The sequence below is a fragment of the Bradyrhizobium retamae genome, assembly GCF_001440415.1.
GTDB classification, from domain to species: Bacteria; Pseudomonadota; Alphaproteobacteria; order Rhizobiales; family Xanthobacteraceae; genus Bradyrhizobium; species Bradyrhizobium retamae.
The window spans coordinates 117,376-133,369 of record NZ_LLYA01000159.1 but is presented as its reverse complement, the minus strand read 5'-3'; the positions used below and the strand labels follow the sequence as shown (position 1 = coordinate 133,369).

Genomic DNA, 15,994 nt, shown 5'->3' with positions numbered 1-15,994 from the left:
ATCACGACCGGATTTGATCAAACCCCCGGGGGGACCGCAAGGTGGCGCGGATGGGGCGCCGGTGCAAGGGAGCAGACCGCCGTTCCCCCACTTTTGCGGCGAAAAATGGTGGTAGGAAAAAATTCTCCCGCTCCCGAGAACAGGGGCGGGAGAGCCGGGGGAGGAGCTAGGTCCTTAAGGGGTTCCTATTCCTGCTGCCGCTATTCCTGCAATTGCCGCTTCAGCGACTCGACCTCATCGGACAGCGCGATGTCCCGGGCCACCAGTGCCTCGATCTTGCGCACGGCGTGCAGCACCGTGGTGTGGTCGCGTCCGCCGAACCGGCGCCCGATCTCGGGCAGCGAGCGCAGCGTCAGCGTCTTCGCCAGATACATCGCCACCTGGCGTGGCCGGACCACATTCGCGGTCCGCCGCGACGACAAGAGATCCGAACGGCTGACATTGTATTGCCGGGCAACCACCCGCTGGATGTCCTCGATCTTGATCCGCTTCGGTTCCTGCGGACGGATCAAATCGCGCACTTCGCGCTCTGCCATTTCCAACGTCACCGGCTGGGCGTTGAGCTTGGAATGGGCGAGCAGGCGGTTGATGGCGCCTTCGAGGTCGCGGCCGTTGTGGGTGATGGTGCGCGCCAGATAATCCAACACTGGCTCCGGCACATCGAAGCTCGCATGATGCGCGCGCGCAGCCGCCACGCGCGATTTCAGGATGCCGAGCCGCAGCTCCTCGCCGAGCGAGCCCATCTCGACAACGAGACCGCCGGCCAGCCGCGAGCGCACGCGGTCGTCGAGGCTTTCGAGATCGGACGGCGGGCGGTCGGCGGCGATCACCACCTGTCGTCCGGCATCGATCAGCGCGTTCAGCGTGTGGCAGAACTCGGCCTGGGTCGATTTGCCCTGCAGGAACTGCAGGTCGTCGATCACGAGCACGTCGATGCCGCGCAGCGCCTCCTTGAACGCCAGCGCCGTCTGCGTCTTCAACGCAGCGACAAACCCGTACATGAATTTTTCAGCGGTGAGATAAAGCACCTTGCGCTCGTTCCCCGAATTGCCGGCCCATGTCACGGCCTGCAGCAAATGGGTTTTGCCGAGGCCGACGCCGGCGTGAATGTAGAGCGGGTTGAACATCACGGCATCGCCGCGGCGGCCTTCTGCAACCTGGCGCGCCGCCGCATGGGCGAGGGTATTCGAGCGACCGATGACAAAACTTGCAAAGGTCAGGCGCGGGTCGAGCGGCGAGCCGCCGAGCGCATCATGGCTGGCGGACACCGGCGCAGTGGCGGTCGCACGCAATTCAGGCGCGGGCCGGCCATTGGCCTGCTCGATACGGCGTTGGTCGGCCGGCGCGGTCGGTTCCTTAACGGGCGCAGCGGATCGCATCGCGGTGCGCACGGTGAGGTCGATCCGGTGCACTTCCGGCATCTCGGCCTGCCAGCAGGTCAGGACACGGTCGGCGTAATGCGCCTGGATCCAGCTCTTGAGGAAGCGGGTCGGCACCGACAAATGGACGCTTTCGTCCTGCACGCCTTCGAGGTCCATGCGCGCAAACCAGCTCGTGTAGACGTCCTCGCCCACACTCGTCCGCAACCGCCCCTTCACGCGCGACCAGCGATCCTGTTCCATATTTGTCATTGCTTGAGAACTTTTCTGAATGAGTAATGGTGTCTTGTGAAATCGGCTGACGGTACCCTTGCGGATTTCCTGCCAGACGTGACCTCGGCGCGGCGCTTCAACCACCAGGCACAGATCTAACGTTCGGCGGAATCGCCGTTGCACAGATCAAAGGCTGGATGGAGTGGAAGGCTACCGGGAGGTCAGCGCGTACTCGACGCTCGGTGCGGAGCTCGCGTAGGGGGACTGCCAAAAACGTTGTTCAGGAATTCTGAAGCGGTCTCGATGGAAATAAGCGTGCTGAATGTCGCGTTGATTCCGTAAAGCATAGTACCTCCCCCTCTCGCCGCGAGAGCGCGCGACGAGTAACCAGATCACCAGTGTTTCAAAGCCAGTCTGCCGCTACCGAACATCCGCTTGCTCGACCGCTGCGTCCGCCGCGTATCTCAGTCTGTCGTCTTCAACACGTTCACGAGCTCCGCGTTCCCAATCGCTGCATGGTCGGCAAGCATCTTATTCCCCTTGTCCAGAGCGCGCTTCAAACGTTAGCGCCACGCCAGGAAATTTAGACACAGAACAACCGTCCCCATATTGCTATGAGTTACCAACTCAGCTTCGCTTGGAAAGCGTCGCTAACGCGCACACCGCCGCCGATTTGCACGTCGCTCTTGGGTCTCAAACCGCGCTGGTCAGGAGAGCCTTGAGCGTCGCGAACGAGTAACAAATACACCAAGCGTGATTTCTGACAATCCGTGATTCGACGATGTCGCGTGACTCTTCGGCTGTGTTGCAACACTGCAAATGCGACACTCCACACCAAGTTTTTGAATCAGCGCAGAGAATCCCGCGGTGCGAACGAGCGTGACAATTTTCGCCGCACGCGCAAAATATTTTAAGAAACCGTTACAATCTTGGTTACCGAGACCAACTTTCAAAACGCTTCTCCTCGCTATGTGGATAAGTGATTAGCGAGACGAAGCTTTTCGGAATTGCTTTTGCAGGGTAACTCACGCGAGCGATGCCGGCGGAGGAGGCGGGTGTTGTCTGATCAGGTCAGCCGCCGCGATCGCGTTTCTCGCAAAGGCGCATGACAACGCTGGTGCTAAGCTGCACCTCGTAGAACTACGGGTGCCCGAAATATGACACGCAAGCCGGCGCTCAGCAACGACGCAATTGAATTGTCACGGTCGATCCGGCGCGCGGCCTTTGGTGTGTGTCCGAAATCCAACAGGATGCACGTCTGTAACGAAAATGAATTTCGGGCTCGTGCTCATGCGCCGGCGTGGCAGAAAAAGAAAAGCCCGGCGACGCCGGGCTTTTGACGAATATCTATTTCTGTCAGTTCACTTCGCGAGCTTGGCGATCGCATGCGTCAGGCGCGACACCTTCCGGCTCGCATTGTTCTTGTGAATGATGTTGCGCTGCGCCGCCTGCATCAGTTCTGGTTCCGCGCTCTTCATCGCTTCCAGCGCCGCATTGCGGTCGCCGCTCTTGATCGCTTCCTCGACGGTCCGGACCGCGCCGCGCATCTGGGTGCGACGCGACTTGTTGACGATGGTGCGGCGGGCAATCTTGCGGGTCGCCTTTTTGGCAGAAGTCGTATTGGCCATGTTCTCAACTATCCTTCGGCTGTCATCGCTCGGGTGGTCGGCCCTTGAGCGCGCCGGCCGTTCAAATTGCGTGATCGCTGGTTGTATTTTCCAGGGTGTTCGTAACCTAAGCCGTTCTTGAGGATGCCATGGACGGAAGCCAAAGTGCTCCCGCAAGCGGCGCTGCTCAAAGAACAGCGGCGGCGGGATTGCGCCCGCCGCCATTGGGGGTCTTATAGAGGGCGCATCCTGCACCGTCAACGCTTTCCGGCCTCCCCGAAAGGCCAGAAAAGGCGGCGGAACGGGGCGCGTAAGGTGCTGACGAGGTTGAATTTCCGGGGGGCTCCCGGTATTGGCTGACGGCCTTTTGGGGGCGACAGATATAAGGTGACGCATGATCCGCGGTTTTTTCCGGCTTATAGGCCTGCTCCTTCTGGCCGGCGGATTCATCTTCATGGTCTATGACGGGGCCCGTTTCGTTGCCGACCAGACCCTGCGATTTACCCGGTTCGGCCAGTTTTGGAACGACGTCCATCAGTCCAGCCAGCTTGCGTTCCGGACCTGGATCGAGGGTAACGCACCCTGGCTCTGGAACAGTGTCATGAAGGTCCTGCTGGACCAGCCGGTTTTCGCCGTGCTGGGCGTGGTCGGCATTCTGCTCATGATCCTGTTCCGGCCCCGCAAGCCGTTGATCGGCTATTCGCGGGACTAACCCGGCCGGCGCCCGCCCCGGGGTCGGGTAACAGGGCTGCGGTAACAGGCGTAAAGACATATATAGAAGTCCGATCGGCCGATGCCATCGCGTCCGCCGATGTCCCGCCTGGAGGTGCTCCATGTTGTTCATGCGCAAGACCACCGCGTTGCCGAGCGCAGCCGAAGCGCTGCCGGGCCGTGCCACCCCGATACCGACCGCAACCACGCATTTCGTCAACGGCCGCAAGCTTCAGCCACCCTATCCCGCGGGCCTCGAACAAGCAGTTTTTGGATTGGGCTGCTTCTGGGGCGCAGAGCGCAAGTTCTGGGAGCTCGGCGACGGCATCTATGCGACCGCCGTCGGTTATGCTGGCGGGCATACGCCCAACCCGACCTATGAAGAGGTTTGCTCGGGCCGCACTGGTCACACCGAAGTGGTGCTGGTCGTGTTCGATCCGAAGAAGATCACCTACGAGCAGCTCCTGAAGACGTTCTGGGAAAATCACAACCCGACGCAGGGCATGCGCCAGGGCAACGATGTCGGTACACAGTATCGCTCGGCGATCTACACGTTTGAGGACGCGCAGCGCCAAGCCGCCGACGCGTCGAAGACTACGTACCAGAAGGCGCTGGCGGCGGAGGGCCTTGGCTCCATCACCACCGAGATCACGCCGGCGGGCGAATTCTATTTCGCCGAGGACTATCATCAGCAATATCTCGCCAAGAATCCGGCGGGCTATTGCGGGCTAGGCGGCACCGGCGTGTCCTGCCCGATCGGTGTCGGCGTGAGTGCTTGATTCTTGCTTCTCTCTCCCTCTCCCCGTGAAGAACGGGGAGAGGGAGTCATCCCCTCCCTTTGCTCACTCCACCTTCCAAAAAACCGTTTATTAACCATACCCGATGCAAGACTAGCGCTGTCTCGCTTTGAGGGATGGCCTAGGTGCGGGTTGTGCGCGCGTTTCGAATACCGATCACTGCGATCATCACCGCGCTCGCGCTGTCGGGCTGCATGCGCACGACCGGGCCGGTTGCGGTCGCGCCGCAAGGCGATCTCGACCAGATGGCCTATGGCCAGCCCAACAGTCCGCCGCCGCGAACGGTCGCGGTCGATTCCGGTGGCGGCGCCATTGGCGCGCTTCGCGCCGCCTTTGCCGCGGCGCCACGCACGGCACCGGCGCCCGCCGTCGTTGCCGCGCCTGCCGCCTATGCCGAACCCGCGCCCGTGCGATACGACGCGGCCTATCATCTCGATGCCGGCGACAAGCTGCGCGTCGTCGTCTATGGCCAGGAGGGCCTGACCAACACCTACGCGATCGACGCCGGCGGCGCGATCACGATGCCGCTGATTGGGTCGGTGCGGGCGCGCGGCCGAACCACGGCGGGACTGGCGGCGGAAATTTCAGCGAAACTGCGCGCCGGCTTTATCAGGGAACCATCGGTCGCCGTCGAGATCGAAGCCTATCGGCCATTCTTCATCCTCGGCGAGGTCGCAGCACCCGGGCAATATCCCTACGTCCCCAACATGACGGTCGAGAGCGCGGTGGCGATCGCCGGCGGCTTTTCGCCGCGCGCCCGCCGCGACAGCGTCACGGTCACCCACACCGATGCGTCCGGCACGTCACGCTTCGTCGTTCCGCCCGGCAGCCCGGTCAGCCCCGGCGATACCGTGCTGGTCAGCGAGCGCTGGTTCTAGAACCCGCCGCCCTTTCATTGAATCGTCATCACGATCGGGCTGCTTTCCTGAGCATTTGCGTCAGGCAAATGCCTCGCATTTGACCAGGAAAACTCATCATTTGTTTCGCATCGATGCAGACTTTGTGTGTTGCCTTATATAGGCGGTCCACTTCGGCGAGCAGTTCTAACCAGCAGTGGCGGAACTGCGGCTTCGCACGTATTCCGGATGTTCGCGTGCGATGAATTGGCGCTATGCGCCGAATGCGTTCGAAAGCATGTTCCATCTTGCGCTGCAGCGATGTAGAAACCCGCGTCATTGAATCGAGGCGCTCCGGTTTGTCGGTTGAGTGCCTGCAATCCGGAGTATGACCATGAACTATCACTTGCCGGTCCGCGTGGTGCGCGCGGCGACTGCGGCAGCGTTGCTCGCTTCCATCGCTGTGACGGCCCTGTGCGCCTCTTCGCATCCGGTGTCGGCGGCGGATCCTTATCCGAGCCGCCGCATCACCTTCGTCGTGCCGTATCCCGCGGGCGGCGCCACCGACGTGCTCGCCCGTCTGCTTGCCAACAAGCTGTCGGAGTCGTGGAAGCAGACCGTCCTCGTGGAGAACAAGTCGGGCGGCGGCGGCGTGGTCGGCAACGACTACGTGGCCAAGGCACAGCCAGATGGTTACACCGTGCTGGTCGGCATCACGCAGATCATTCAGGCGCCGAGCCTCGTTACGAAGCTGCCCTACGATGTCTTCAAGGATCTCGCGCCGGTCACCCAGATCGCGCTGTCGACCATCGTTCTGGTGGTTCCCGAGCAGCAGCCGATCAAGTCCGTCAAGGAGCTGATCGATTATGCCAAGGCGAACCCCGGCAAGCCCTACGGCACGTTCGGCAACGCCACGACGTCCCACCTCTACGGCGAATTGCTCAAGAAGACCGCCAATATCGACATGACCCATGTCCCCTATCGCGGCTCGGCTCCTCTGACGAACGACTTGCTCGCCAACACGGTTACCTCGGCGTTCCAGGACCTGACCACGGCGAGCTCGCAAATCAAGGCGGGCAAGCTCAGGGCGCTGGCGGTTGGCGGCGAGAAGCGCAGGAAAGCGTTGCCCGACGTGCCGACGATGGCCGAACTCGGTTACCCCGGTTTTGAGATCGAAGGCTGGCTTGGCGTGTTCGTGCCTGCCGCAACGCCCAAGGAGATCGTGAAGAAGCTTTCGGACGAACTCGCCCGCATCATCGCCTCGCCCGAGGGCGTCGCCGGGATCGAGACGCTCAGCCTCATACCGGTGGGCGGATCGGCGGAAACCTTCGAGAAAGTCCTGCGCCGCGACTACGAGCGGTGGGCCGATGTCGTGAAGGCAACCGGCGTCAAGGGTGAGTGAGGCGTCCGGGCAGGACACTCGTCGAGCTATCTCACGCCGTCATTCCGGGGCGATGCGCATCATCGAACTATGGTGCGCAATTGCGCACCTGAGGTCTGGTCCTGCGGACCATCCCGGAATGACGCCCTCCGGGCGTCACTTCAAATGCTTGGCGAAAAACGCCAGGCTGCGCGGCCAAGCGATATCGGCGCTGGCCTTGTCATAGCTGGCGCGTTCGTCGCAGTGAAAGCCGTGCTGCGCGCCGGGATAGAGATGGACTTCGACGTCCGGCCGCTTGGCCTTGATGGCTTCGACGTCGGTTAGCGGAATGCCAGTGTCCTTTTCGCCGAAATGCAATTGCGTCGGCACTTGCGGCTTGTCGTCGGCAAAGCGGACGACGGCGCCGCCGTAATAGCCGACCGCCGCAGACAATCCCGACAGCTTGGTCGCTGCCGCATAGGCGATGCTGCCGCCGAGGCAGAAGCCGATGATGCCGACCGGGCCGACATCTTTCACGGCGTCGATCGCGGCCTGGGTGTCGCGCAGCATCGCGGCCCAATCCGGATTGGCGATGAACTTTCGTGCGTTTGCAATCTCGTCAGGCGAATAGCCGCACTGGAAGTTCGGTTGCGTGCGATCGAAGATCGACGGCGCAATCGCGACATAGCCTTCGCCCGCCAATCGGTCGCACACCGAGCGGATGTGGTGGTTGACGCCAAAAATCTCCTGGATCACCACGATGGCCGCTTTCGGCCGACCTGCGGGATCGGCGCGATAGCCGCCCAGTTTGAAACCGTCCGAAGCCGTCAGTTCGATATCTTGTCCCACGGGTCATCCATTTGCGTTTGAGTTGCACGAGATCGATGTTCTGAGAGGGCGGCTACTGCCACATCCAGTTGTGACCCCAGTCGCCTTTCCAGCCGGCCAGCCTGCCCTTGCGAAATTGCAGATAGAGCCGGTCCTTTTTGTAAAACAGCCCGCTGCCGCCGACGTTGCGGAACGCAAGAAAGATTTCATCGCCCGGACGGCCCCTGATGTAATTGAGCGGGACGCCGAGCGCGCGTGCGGCTTCATCGGCCTCCATGCCGAACGCCAGCGGGATGTTGTTCGACAGCGTCTCGGTGAACGGTGGCGGGTAGGGGCCGCCGATCGGCGGCAAGTGCTGCGCGGCAGCTTGCGTGAAGCTGCTTGCGATAAGGGCGAGGGCCACCGCGGCTGCCTTCATGACGCGGCCTTCCGTGGTGCCTTGGCATCAAGACTGCCGAGGAACGGCAGCACCGCGTCGATGAAGGCCTGCGGCTGGTCGATGTTGACGGCGTGGCCGGCAGCAGGGATCACCACCTTCTGCGCGCCCGGAATCTTGGCCGCCATGTAGTCGGAAGCGGCGAGGAACGGGGTGTCGTCGGCGCCGACCACGATCAGCGACGGCACCATGATATGGGGCAGTGATTCAATCACGCGGGCGTCGCGCTGGGTCAGCATGCCGCGCGCGGCGCGCGCCAGTCCTGACGCATCGCGATGGGTGACGCTGGAGCGTTCGCGGCTGGCCGATTTCAAAACCTCCAGGCCCTCGCGCTCGAAGCGATCGCCGGTATCGTACGCGCGCTTGTTCCAGACCTCGCGGGCCTCGTCCTTCTTGAAGCCCGGGCCGGTATCGATGATCAGCAGCGCGCGGACGCGGTTTGGATGGGCGCGGTAGAACGCCAGCGACATGTAGCCGCCCAGCGAGAGCCCGCCGACGATTGCGTTCTCGGTGCCGGCGGCGTCAAGCAGCGCCGCCATGTCGCCAACCGTCAGCGCTTCGCTATAGGCTGCGGGATCACTGGGATAATCGGACTGGCCGTGGCCGCGCATGTCCCACAACACGAGCTTGTGATGCTTCGACATGGCAGCGATCTGGCCCTGCCACATCCCACTGGTCGATGAATAGCCGTGGGTCAAGAGCAACGGTGGGCCGGAGCCGTGAACCTCGTAATAGATGCGGACCCCGTCGCGATCGATTGTCGGCATTGCGGCTCCCTGGGAGTTTCCATGCAACTTTCGCCCCATCCTAGCGCGATCTGATCGCGATTGGGAAATGCGGAAAGCGAGGGTGGTATCAGCGCATTGACAGGACCAGACCGCTTGTTGACGGCAGCCCGCATTGCGCAATCGCGAACGATGAGCAAAAGCGACGCGCATCGGCTCGCGATCTCTTTGCCTCCTCTCGTCATGTCCCGCGCATGCGGACCGCGGCCGTGCCGTCTCCACAGCCGTCACGGCGCACTGGATCAATCCGCTTTCGCGGATGATGACAGTCGTGGGATTGGTGTGGGTGCGGCGCATCACGAACGAGATCGCTAGAATTTTAGCGCTCACGGTAGCCTATATTCACGATGCCTCTTAAGCCCCGGGGAACTCCTTGTCCGCTAGCCTCGGTTGCAAGTCATCATCGCTAGGGGCCGGGGTTTCATGACATCCGCAACCAACAAGACTTCGACCAGGCGCCGGCTGCTGCTCGCTTCGGATCGGAGCGATCAGAGCAGCGAACTCGCCAGCATTTTGCGATCGGTCGGTCAGGTCGACACCATCGCAACTTCTGACATTCCCGATCTGCCGGAGCGCGATCTCGCGGGCATTGTGGTCGACATCAACCTGCGTTCCGCCGAGAGCGTACAACTGGTGCGGAACAAGCTGCGGGCCGAGGCCTATCGCGAGATGCCGCGGCTGTTCGTGCTGGCGGACGCGCTGCACCACGGATCGATGCAGGCCTGGGCCCTCGGCGCCACCGACACGATCGCGCGGCCGTTCGACGCGCAAGGCATCCTGCAGCGGATCCGCGCCGCGTTTCCGGACAGCGACGGATATGACGAGACCGATCGCGGCAAGGCCCTCAACAGGGGCGTCGAGGCGGCGCATGCCGTGATGGTCAAGGTCTTCGAAAAGCTTCCGGCCGGCATTCCCTTGAAGTTCAGCGACATCATCGAGGCCGAGAGCAAGATTCTCAAGGCGATCAAGCATTCATCCTTGCGGGAATGGCTGACGACGGTCGGCTGCCACCACACCGGCAGCTATCGCCATTGTCTCTTCGTCACCGGCTTTGCCGTGGCGTATGCGCAGCATCTCGGCATGCGCGACGATGACCAGCGCCGTCTCGCCCGCGCAGCGCTGCTGCACGACGTCGGCAAGGCGTTCATTCCGGTGGCGATCCTGGACAAGCCGGGCCCGTTGACGCTGGAAGAGATGGAAGAGATGCGCCAGCATCCGCGCCGCGGCTATGACGCGCTGTCCGCGCAAGGCGGCTTCCCGCCGGAAATGCTCGACGTGGTGCTGCACCACCACGAATTTCTCGATGGCACCGGCTATCCCAACGGCCTGAGCGGAAAGGAGATCAGCGACATCGTGAGGCTGATCACGATCGTGGACATCTACGCGGCCCTCGTCGAGAAGCGCGCCTATCGGCTGCAGTTCACCCACGCCCGGGCCTTCGGCATGATGGAAGAAATGAGCGAGAAGCTCGACCAGCATCTGCTGCACGCCTTCCGCCCGGTGGCGTTCGGGTATTATTGATTCCCCTCCATCGTCATTCCGGGATGGTCCGAAGGACCAGACCCGGAATCTCGATTCCCCGATGCGCAATTGCGCATCTGAGGTCTGGTACTAACGCACCATCCCGGAATGACATGATCACCTTCACCCCAGCATCTTCCGCAATTCCGCCTTTGCCACCTTCTCCAGCGTCGAGCGCGGCATGTCGTCGACGAAATGAATTTCGCGCGGCACCTTGAAGTCGGCGAGGGCGGTTCTGCAGGCGGCCATCACGGTGTCGTGCAGATCGCGAGGCGCGCCCGCGACACCGGCCTGCGGAATGATGAAGACCACAGGCACTTCATCCAGCATCGGGTGTTTCTTCGCCACCACGGCTGCCTCGCGCACGCCGGGCACGACAGCGATCACCTGTTCGATCTCGGAGGCCGCGACGTTCTCGCCGCCGACCTTCAGCATGTCCTTGGTGCGATCGCCGAACCGGATGAAGCCGTTCTCGAGCAGCGTGACGCGGTCGCCGGTGATGAAATAGCCGTGCTCGTCGAAACTCTCGCGCGTGGCTTTTTCGTTGTGGAGATACTCTGAAAACAGCGACAGGCCGGCAATGCCCTTGATCAGGAGATTGCCGGTGCCGCCGACTGGTGTCGGCGTGCCGTCGTCCTCGACGATGCGGATCTGATATTCCGGCGCCGCGCGGCCGATCGACATCGGCGTGTTGGGCTGGTCGACCTCGCCGACGATGCCGTGGGTGATGGTTTCCGTCATGCCCCACCAGCCGATCGTCTTGACACCGAAGGCGGCAAACGGCGGCGGCTCGGATACCGCGGTGCCCCACAGCCGGAATTTGTGGCTCTTCGGAATCTCGTGTTCCAGCAGCGCCTTCATGCAGAAGGGAATCGTCGACGTCCAGGTGCAGTTGTGCTCAAGCGCCACGCTCCAGAAGCGGCTCGCCGAAAAACGCGGCTGGATCACGCAGGTCGCGCCGACCCACAATGAGGCCAGCATCGAATAGGCCAGCGCGTTGGTGTGAAACAGCGGCAGATAGGTCTGGTGCACGTCGCCAGCATGCAGGTCCTCATGCGCGGCGTTGATCTTGGCGCCCCACAATGCGTTGGCATGCGTCCACAGCACCGCCTTTGGCCGCGACGTGGTGCCGGAGGTATATTGAACGCTGCACGGCGCGAACGGATCGGTGGCGCGGCGTGGCCGGTCGGCGCTGTCGGCGAAGAGCTGCTCAAAACTGTCGCCGCGCGGCGCGACTTGCGCCGGCGTACTGCCAGCGTCGTGCGAGGTCACGGCGATCCAGCGCAGGCCGCGGCAATTGGCCGAGATCAGTTCGGCATAGGCGGGCTGGGTGATGGCGGCGACCGCGCCGCAATGGCCGGCGAAATACTCCATCTCGGCTGCCGCCGAGCGGGTGTTGGTGGTGACGGCGATCGCGCCGAGTTCGACGCAGGCGAACCAGGCCAGCATGGCCTCGACGCAATTGTCGAGATGGATCAGGACGTATTCGCCGGGCTTGACGCCGCGCTTGGCGAGGCCAGCGGAAAGCGCGCCGACGCGCTCGTGGAACTCCCCGTAAGACCAACTCCGCGCCGGCCCCTCGAACGGCGCCCAGATCAGGAATGGATGGTTGCGGCGACTCTCGGCGCGCATCCGCAGCAGCCATGGCACGTCGAGCCCTGCGAATGGTCCGACAATACCTGGTGCGGCTTGCGAAAGTGACATGATTCCTCCCGTGCCGCGTTATGGCGGCTTTGGTTCTTGCTTGGGAGTATTTCTGCCATCGGAAGGTGCGGTGAGCAAATAGGGAGTGTGCGGGGCTCTCTCCCCGTCATTGCGAGCGAAGCGAAGCAGTCCATGCTGTCCCGCGGACGGTATAGATTGCTTCGTCGCTACGCTCCTCGCAATGACGGGGAGGGAGCGGCGCGTTACTTTCCCCCATCCCCTTCATACGACGAAATCTCGATCAAGCTCCCGTCCGGATCCCGGCAATAGACCGAGCGCAGCGCGCCGCGGGCGCCTTGCTTCGCGACCGGGCCTTGCTCGATCGCGACGCCGTGGGCCTTCAGGTGCGCCACGACTTCGTCCGGCGTGCTCGACGTCAGGAAACACAGATCGTCGCTGCCGGCGGCTTCGTGATCGGCCGTGAACCACTCGACCTTGTCGGCGTCGCGCGGCCGCACGTTGATCTTCTGGTTACCAAACACCAGCGACGTCCGCGGCGTTTTGCCCGGACCGGGATCGAACACCTTGACCTCCATGCCGAGGATCTTCCGGTACCACTCGGCGGAACGCGCCACGTCCGACACATTGATGACGAGATGATCGAGAGCGTTAACCCTGACAGACATGCCTTATCCTTTCGTCGCGGTCGGAGACGCTGCGTCCCACTGGCCGCACCCGGGTTTGTTTGTTACAACGCGCGCCGCGTTCGGTTCAATAGAACCGCGCCTCAATAGAAACGGACCGGGCCTGAACCCCGGCCTCCAAGGAGAAGTTTTATGATTTCACGCCGTACCGCGATTTGCCTGGCCGTCATCGGCCTTTCCACTGCCGCTTCGATCGGCAGCGTTTCGGCGGCGGATTATCCGACCCGGCCGGTGAAATGGGTCGTCGGATATCCGCCGGGTGGCGCGACCGACATCATTGCGCGGCTGATCGGGCAGCGGCTTTCCGAACGGCTCGGCCAGCAATTCGTGATTGAGAACAAGCCCGGCGCCGGCAACAATATCGCGACCGAATCCGTCATCAACGCCGAGCCGGATGGCTACACACTGCTGCTGGTTAATCCCGCGAACTACATCAACGCCACGCTCTACGCTAATCTGAAATTCAACCTTGTGCGCGATCTCGCGCCGATTGCGGCGTTCAATCGCGTGCCGAACGTGATGACGGTCAACAAGGACGCACCCGCCAAGACGGTCGCCGAGTTCATCGCCTATGTGAAGGCCAATCCCGGCAAGGTGAACCTGGCCTCGTCCGGCAACGGAACGTCCGTGCATCTATCGGGCGAAATGTTCATGGCAATGTCCGGCGCCAAGATGCAGCACGTGCCCTATCGCGGCGCCGCGCCCGCGATCACCGACCTGCTCGGCGGCCAGGTCCAACTGATCTTCGACAACATGCCTTCCATCCTCCAGCATGTTCGTGCCGGCTCGGTGCGGGCGCTGGCCGTCACCAGCACGACAAAGTCGCCGCTGTTGCCTGATGTGCCGGTGCTTGCCGACACCATTCCGGGCTATGAGGCAAGCGCGCTGTTCGGCGTGGGGGCACCGAAGAACACGCCGAAGGAAGTCATCGCCAAGTTGAACAAGGAGATCAACGAGATCCTCGCCGAGCCGGCGATCAAGGCCCGCCTGACTGAGCTTGGCGGCGAGCCGCTGATCGGACCGCCGGAGGCATTCGGCAAGATGATCGTGGCCGAAACCGAAAAGTGGAAGAAGGTGATCGAGGAGGCCAAGGTCGCAAAGGTGCAGTGATCTTCGTCACGGAACATAGGCGCAGCCGCGGTGTTTTATGGCAAAAGGCGACGCGGCTTGCCTCATGTGAAGGAGATCGAAGATGCGCAGTGCAATAATAGCGACATTGGCGCTGACGGTGGCGACGGTCGCCACCGTCGCGGGCAGTTCACCCGCGGCGGCGTATGACTATCCCTATTGCCTCCAGGGCCGGACCATCGGCATTCCTGGCGACTGCTCCTACAGCAGCTATGGTCAGTGCATGGCATCGGCGTCGGGTCGCGGGCTCTACTGCAACGTCAATCCGCGCTTCGCCTTTGGACAACAGCAGCGGCGGATGCGGGTTTATCGAGACTATTGATCGCGCCTCGCAACCCTTCCGCATGATGGCCGGACGAGAGCGCTGTTCGCGCTGAGCGATCCGGCCATCGGTGTCTCGCCCGTCCGCCACTCCCGACTTCGTGATGCAAACGTCGGCTTGACGGCGTTTTGTTTGCGTCTATACTAAACTATATGGTTAAGTATCAAGAGGATGTTCTGGACCGCACCTTTGCCGCGCTGTCCGACCCAACCCGGCGCGCGCTGCTGGCGCGGCTCGGCGACCGCGAAAGCCTGTCGGTCAGCGAACTGGCGCAACCGTTTTCGATGTCGCTGCCCGCGATCATCAAGCATCTCGATGTGCTATCGGACGCCGGCCTGATCGCCCGCGAAAAGACCGGCCGCACGGTTACGTGCCGGCTGACCGCCAGCCCGATGGAGCAGGCGATGGACTGGCTCAATCGCTACCAGCGCTTCTGGTCCGACAATCTCGACCGCCTTGCCGCTTTTGTGGAGGAAGATCCATGGCCACCCAGTCAAGCCTTGCCAAGCACGATACTGCCCGCGATGGCGAACTCGCCGCGCGGCCCAGCCTCACGCTCACGCGCCGGTTCAGCGCGGCGCCCGAAAAAGTCTACGCCGCATGGGCCGACCCGCAAAAACTAGTGCAATGGTTCGGGCCGACCTCCGTAGAGGAGGGCTCGGTCAAGGCCGACATCGATCTTCGCGTCGGCGGCCGTTATCGCATCAGCTTCAACGCCGACGGCAATTATAACGAGGTCGGCGGCGTCTATCGCGAGGTCGTTCCAAACGAGCGGTTGGTGTTTAGCTGGGCATGGCATTCGACGCCGGAGCGTGAATCGCTGGTGACCATTTCGATCAGGCCGGAAGGAAGCGGTTCGCTGCTCGTCTTCAACCACGCGCAATTCGTCGATGCCGCCGCGCGTGACAATCACGAGCGCGGGTGGACGGAGTTCCTTGTCAAACTCGAAGCCTATCTTGCCTAGACAGCCACCAATGCCATCGCACGCGCACGCGTTGTTTCGCGCGAAGGGTGCGACTACGTGACCAATACCAGCCGTCACAGGTTCAGGCATCCTGTTGTCATGGCTTAATCAGTTGCCGTCATTCCGGGGCGATGCGCCAGCATCGAGCTATGGTGCGCAATTGCGCACCTGAGAATCTGGAGGTTCCGGGTCTGTTGCTAACGCACCATCCCGGAATGACGACGGCGATTTTGCTCCTGCCACTCAAGGAAAATAACGGAGAAAGTACGCATGCCTTACGTCGATGGCTTCATCGTCGCCGTGCCGAAGAAGAATCTCGAAGCCTACTCCCGCCTGTCGAAGAAGTGCGGCAAGATCTGGCGCGAATATGGCGCGCTCGACTATCGCGAATGGGTTGCTGAGGACGTCAAGGTCGGCAAGGTCACGTCGTTTCCGCGCGCCGTGAAGCTCAAGCCGGGCGAGACCGTCGTGTTCGCCTGGATCACCTACAAGTCGCGCGCACAGCGCGACAAGATCAACGCCAAAGTGATGGCGGACCCGCGGCTCAACGAAATGATGGATCCGAAATCGAAGCCGCCGTTCGACGGCAAGCGGATGATCTATGGCGGATTCGAGAGCCTGGTGAGGGTGTAGGCGGAGCTTCCCCTGTGCATCAGCCATGTTTCGGGGGCCGCCGGTGGAAAGCTGGGGCCAAGCTCGGCGGTTCGTTCCATTGTGATATAACTGTCAAACAAGCCCTTTAGGACATCCGGTACCGCA

The 15,994-nt window shown here is 62.3% G+C and carries 17 protein-coding genes; 10 read left to right on the top strand and 7 right to left on the bottom strand.

Annotation, left to right across the window (positions count from 1 at the left end; translation table 11 throughout):
* Positions 1–200: 200 nt before the first annotated feature.
* Both dnaA and rpsT read right to left on the bottom strand, forming a co-directional pair.
* Entirely contained in the window at positions 201–1,631 is a 1,431-nt protein-coding gene (gene dnaA, locus CQ13_RS20780) for a chromosomal replication initiator protein DnaA (RefSeq protein ID WP_057844695.1), read from the bottom strand.
* 1,322 nt (positions 1,632–2,953) lie between these two features.
* Positions 2,954–3,220, bottom strand: coding sequence for a 30S ribosomal protein S20 (gene rpsT, locus CQ13_RS20775; protein WP_057844694.1), 267 nt, complete (start codon positions 3,218–3,220; stop codon positions 2,954–2,956).
* 373 nt (positions 3,221–3,593) lie between these two features.
* On the opposite strand from rpsT, the gene CQ13_RS20770 reads away from it, so the two are divergent.
* The 4 genes from CQ13_RS20770 (at position 3,594) to CQ13_RS20755 (ending at position 6,945) form a co-directional block, all read left to right on the top strand.
* Positions 3,594–3,911 carry a hypothetical protein gene (locus CQ13_RS20770; RefSeq protein ID WP_057844693.1) on the top strand — a complete coding sequence of 106 codons (318 nt, stop codon included), beginning with the start codon at positions 3,594–3,596 and terminating at the stop codon, positions 3,909–3,911.
* 121 nt (positions 3,912–4,032) lie between these two features.
* Positions 4,033–4,689: a peptide-methionine (S)-S-oxide reductase MsrA gene (gene msrA, locus CQ13_RS20765; RefSeq protein ID WP_057844692.1), complete on the top strand. Its 657-nt coding sequence runs from the start codon at positions 4,033–4,035 to the stop codon at positions 4,687–4,689.
* 152 nt (positions 4,690–4,841) lie between these two features.
* Positions 4,842–5,585, top strand: a complete 744-nt coding sequence (locus CQ13_RS20760; protein ID WP_057844691.1) for a polysaccharide biosynthesis/export family protein — start codon at positions 4,842–4,844, stop codon at positions 5,583–5,585.
* Positions 5,586–5,937: 352 nt separating this feature from the next.
* Complete coding sequence (locus tag CQ13_RS20755; protein ID WP_063800119.1) at positions 5,938–6,945, top strand: Bug family tripartite tricarboxylate transporter substrate binding protein; 1,008 nt, start codon at positions 5,938–5,940, stop codon at positions 6,943–6,945.
* Positions 6,946–7,080: 135 nt separating this feature from the next.
* On the opposite strand, the gene CQ13_RS20750 is transcribed toward CQ13_RS20755, so the two are convergent.
* From CQ13_RS20750 to CQ13_RS20740, 3 genes are read right to left on the bottom strand one after another with little or no spacing between them, the layout of a single operon-like run.
* Positions 7,081–7,752, bottom strand: a complete 672-nt coding sequence (locus CQ13_RS20750; RefSeq protein WP_057844689.1) for a dienelactone hydrolase family protein — start codon at positions 7,750–7,752, stop codon at positions 7,081–7,083.
* 52 nt (positions 7,753–7,804) lie between these two features.
* Entirely contained in the window at positions 7,805–8,149 is a 345-nt protein-coding gene (locus tag CQ13_RS20745) for a hypothetical protein (RefSeq protein WP_057844688.1), read from the bottom strand.
* Complete coding sequence (locus CQ13_RS20740) at positions 8,146–8,934, bottom strand: alpha/beta fold hydrolase (RefSeq protein ID WP_057844687.1); 789 nt, start codon at positions 8,932–8,934, stop codon at positions 8,146–8,148. The genes CQ13_RS20745 and CQ13_RS20740 overlap by 4 nt, the downstream gene beginning before the upstream one ends.
* A 441-nt stretch (positions 8,935–9,375) precedes the next feature.
* Between CQ13_RS20740 and CQ13_RS20735 the strand changes: the two genes are divergently transcribed.
* On the top strand, positions 9,376–10,473 hold the full coding sequence (locus CQ13_RS20735; protein WP_057844686.1) for an HD-GYP domain-containing protein: 1,098 nt from the start codon (positions 9,376–9,378) through the stop codon (positions 10,471–10,473).
* A 123-nt stretch (positions 10,474–10,596) separates the two neighbouring features.
* Here CQ13_RS20735 and CQ13_RS20730 read toward each other — a convergent pair whose 3' ends face one another.
* Together CQ13_RS20730 and CQ13_RS20725 are read right to left on the bottom strand one after the other, a co-directional pair.
* On the bottom strand, positions 10,597–12,177 hold the full coding sequence (locus tag CQ13_RS20730; protein WP_057844685.1) for an AMP-binding protein: 1,581 nt from the start codon (positions 12,175–12,177) through the stop codon (positions 10,597–10,599).
* A gap of 203 nt (positions 12,178–12,380) precedes the next feature.
* On the bottom strand, positions 12,381–12,803 hold the full coding sequence (locus CQ13_RS20725) for a VOC family protein (RefSeq protein ID WP_057844684.1): 423 nt from the start codon (positions 12,801–12,803) through the stop codon (positions 12,381–12,383).
* Positions 12,804–12,953: 150 nt separating this feature from the next.
* Here CQ13_RS20725 and CQ13_RS20720 point away from each other — a divergent pair, with 150 nt between their 5' ends.
* From CQ13_RS20720 to CQ13_RS20700, 5 genes are all read left to right on the top strand, one after another.
* Positions 12,954–13,931 (top strand): Bug family tripartite tricarboxylate transporter substrate binding protein, encoded by a 978-nt coding sequence (locus CQ13_RS20720; protein WP_057844683.1) that lies wholly within the window; start codon positions 12,954–12,956, stop codon positions 13,929–13,931.
* Positions 13,932–14,013: 82 nt separating this feature from the next.
* Positions 14,014–14,271: a DUF3551 domain-containing protein gene (locus CQ13_RS20715; protein ID WP_057844682.1), complete on the top strand. Its 258-nt coding sequence runs from the start codon at positions 14,014–14,016 to the stop codon at positions 14,269–14,271.
* A gap of 152 nt (positions 14,272–14,423) precedes the next feature.
* A complete protein-coding gene (locus CQ13_RS20710) occupies positions 14,424–14,894 on the top strand; it encodes an ArsR/SmtB family transcription factor (protein WP_057844681.1) in 471 nt (156 codons plus the stop codon).
* Entirely contained in the window at positions 14,894–15,235 is a 342-nt protein-coding gene (locus CQ13_RS20705) for an SRPBCC family protein (protein ID WP_057844680.1), read from the top strand. Before CQ13_RS20710 ends, CQ13_RS20705 begins: the two co-directional genes overlap by 1 nt.
* Positions 15,236–15,505: 270 nt before the next feature.
* Positions 15,506–15,868 carry a DUF1428 domain-containing protein gene (locus CQ13_RS20700; RefSeq protein WP_057844679.1) on the top strand — a complete coding sequence of 121 codons (363 nt, stop codon included), beginning with the start codon at positions 15,506–15,508 and terminating at the stop codon, positions 15,866–15,868.
* Positions 15,869–15,994 lie beyond the last annotated feature (126 nt).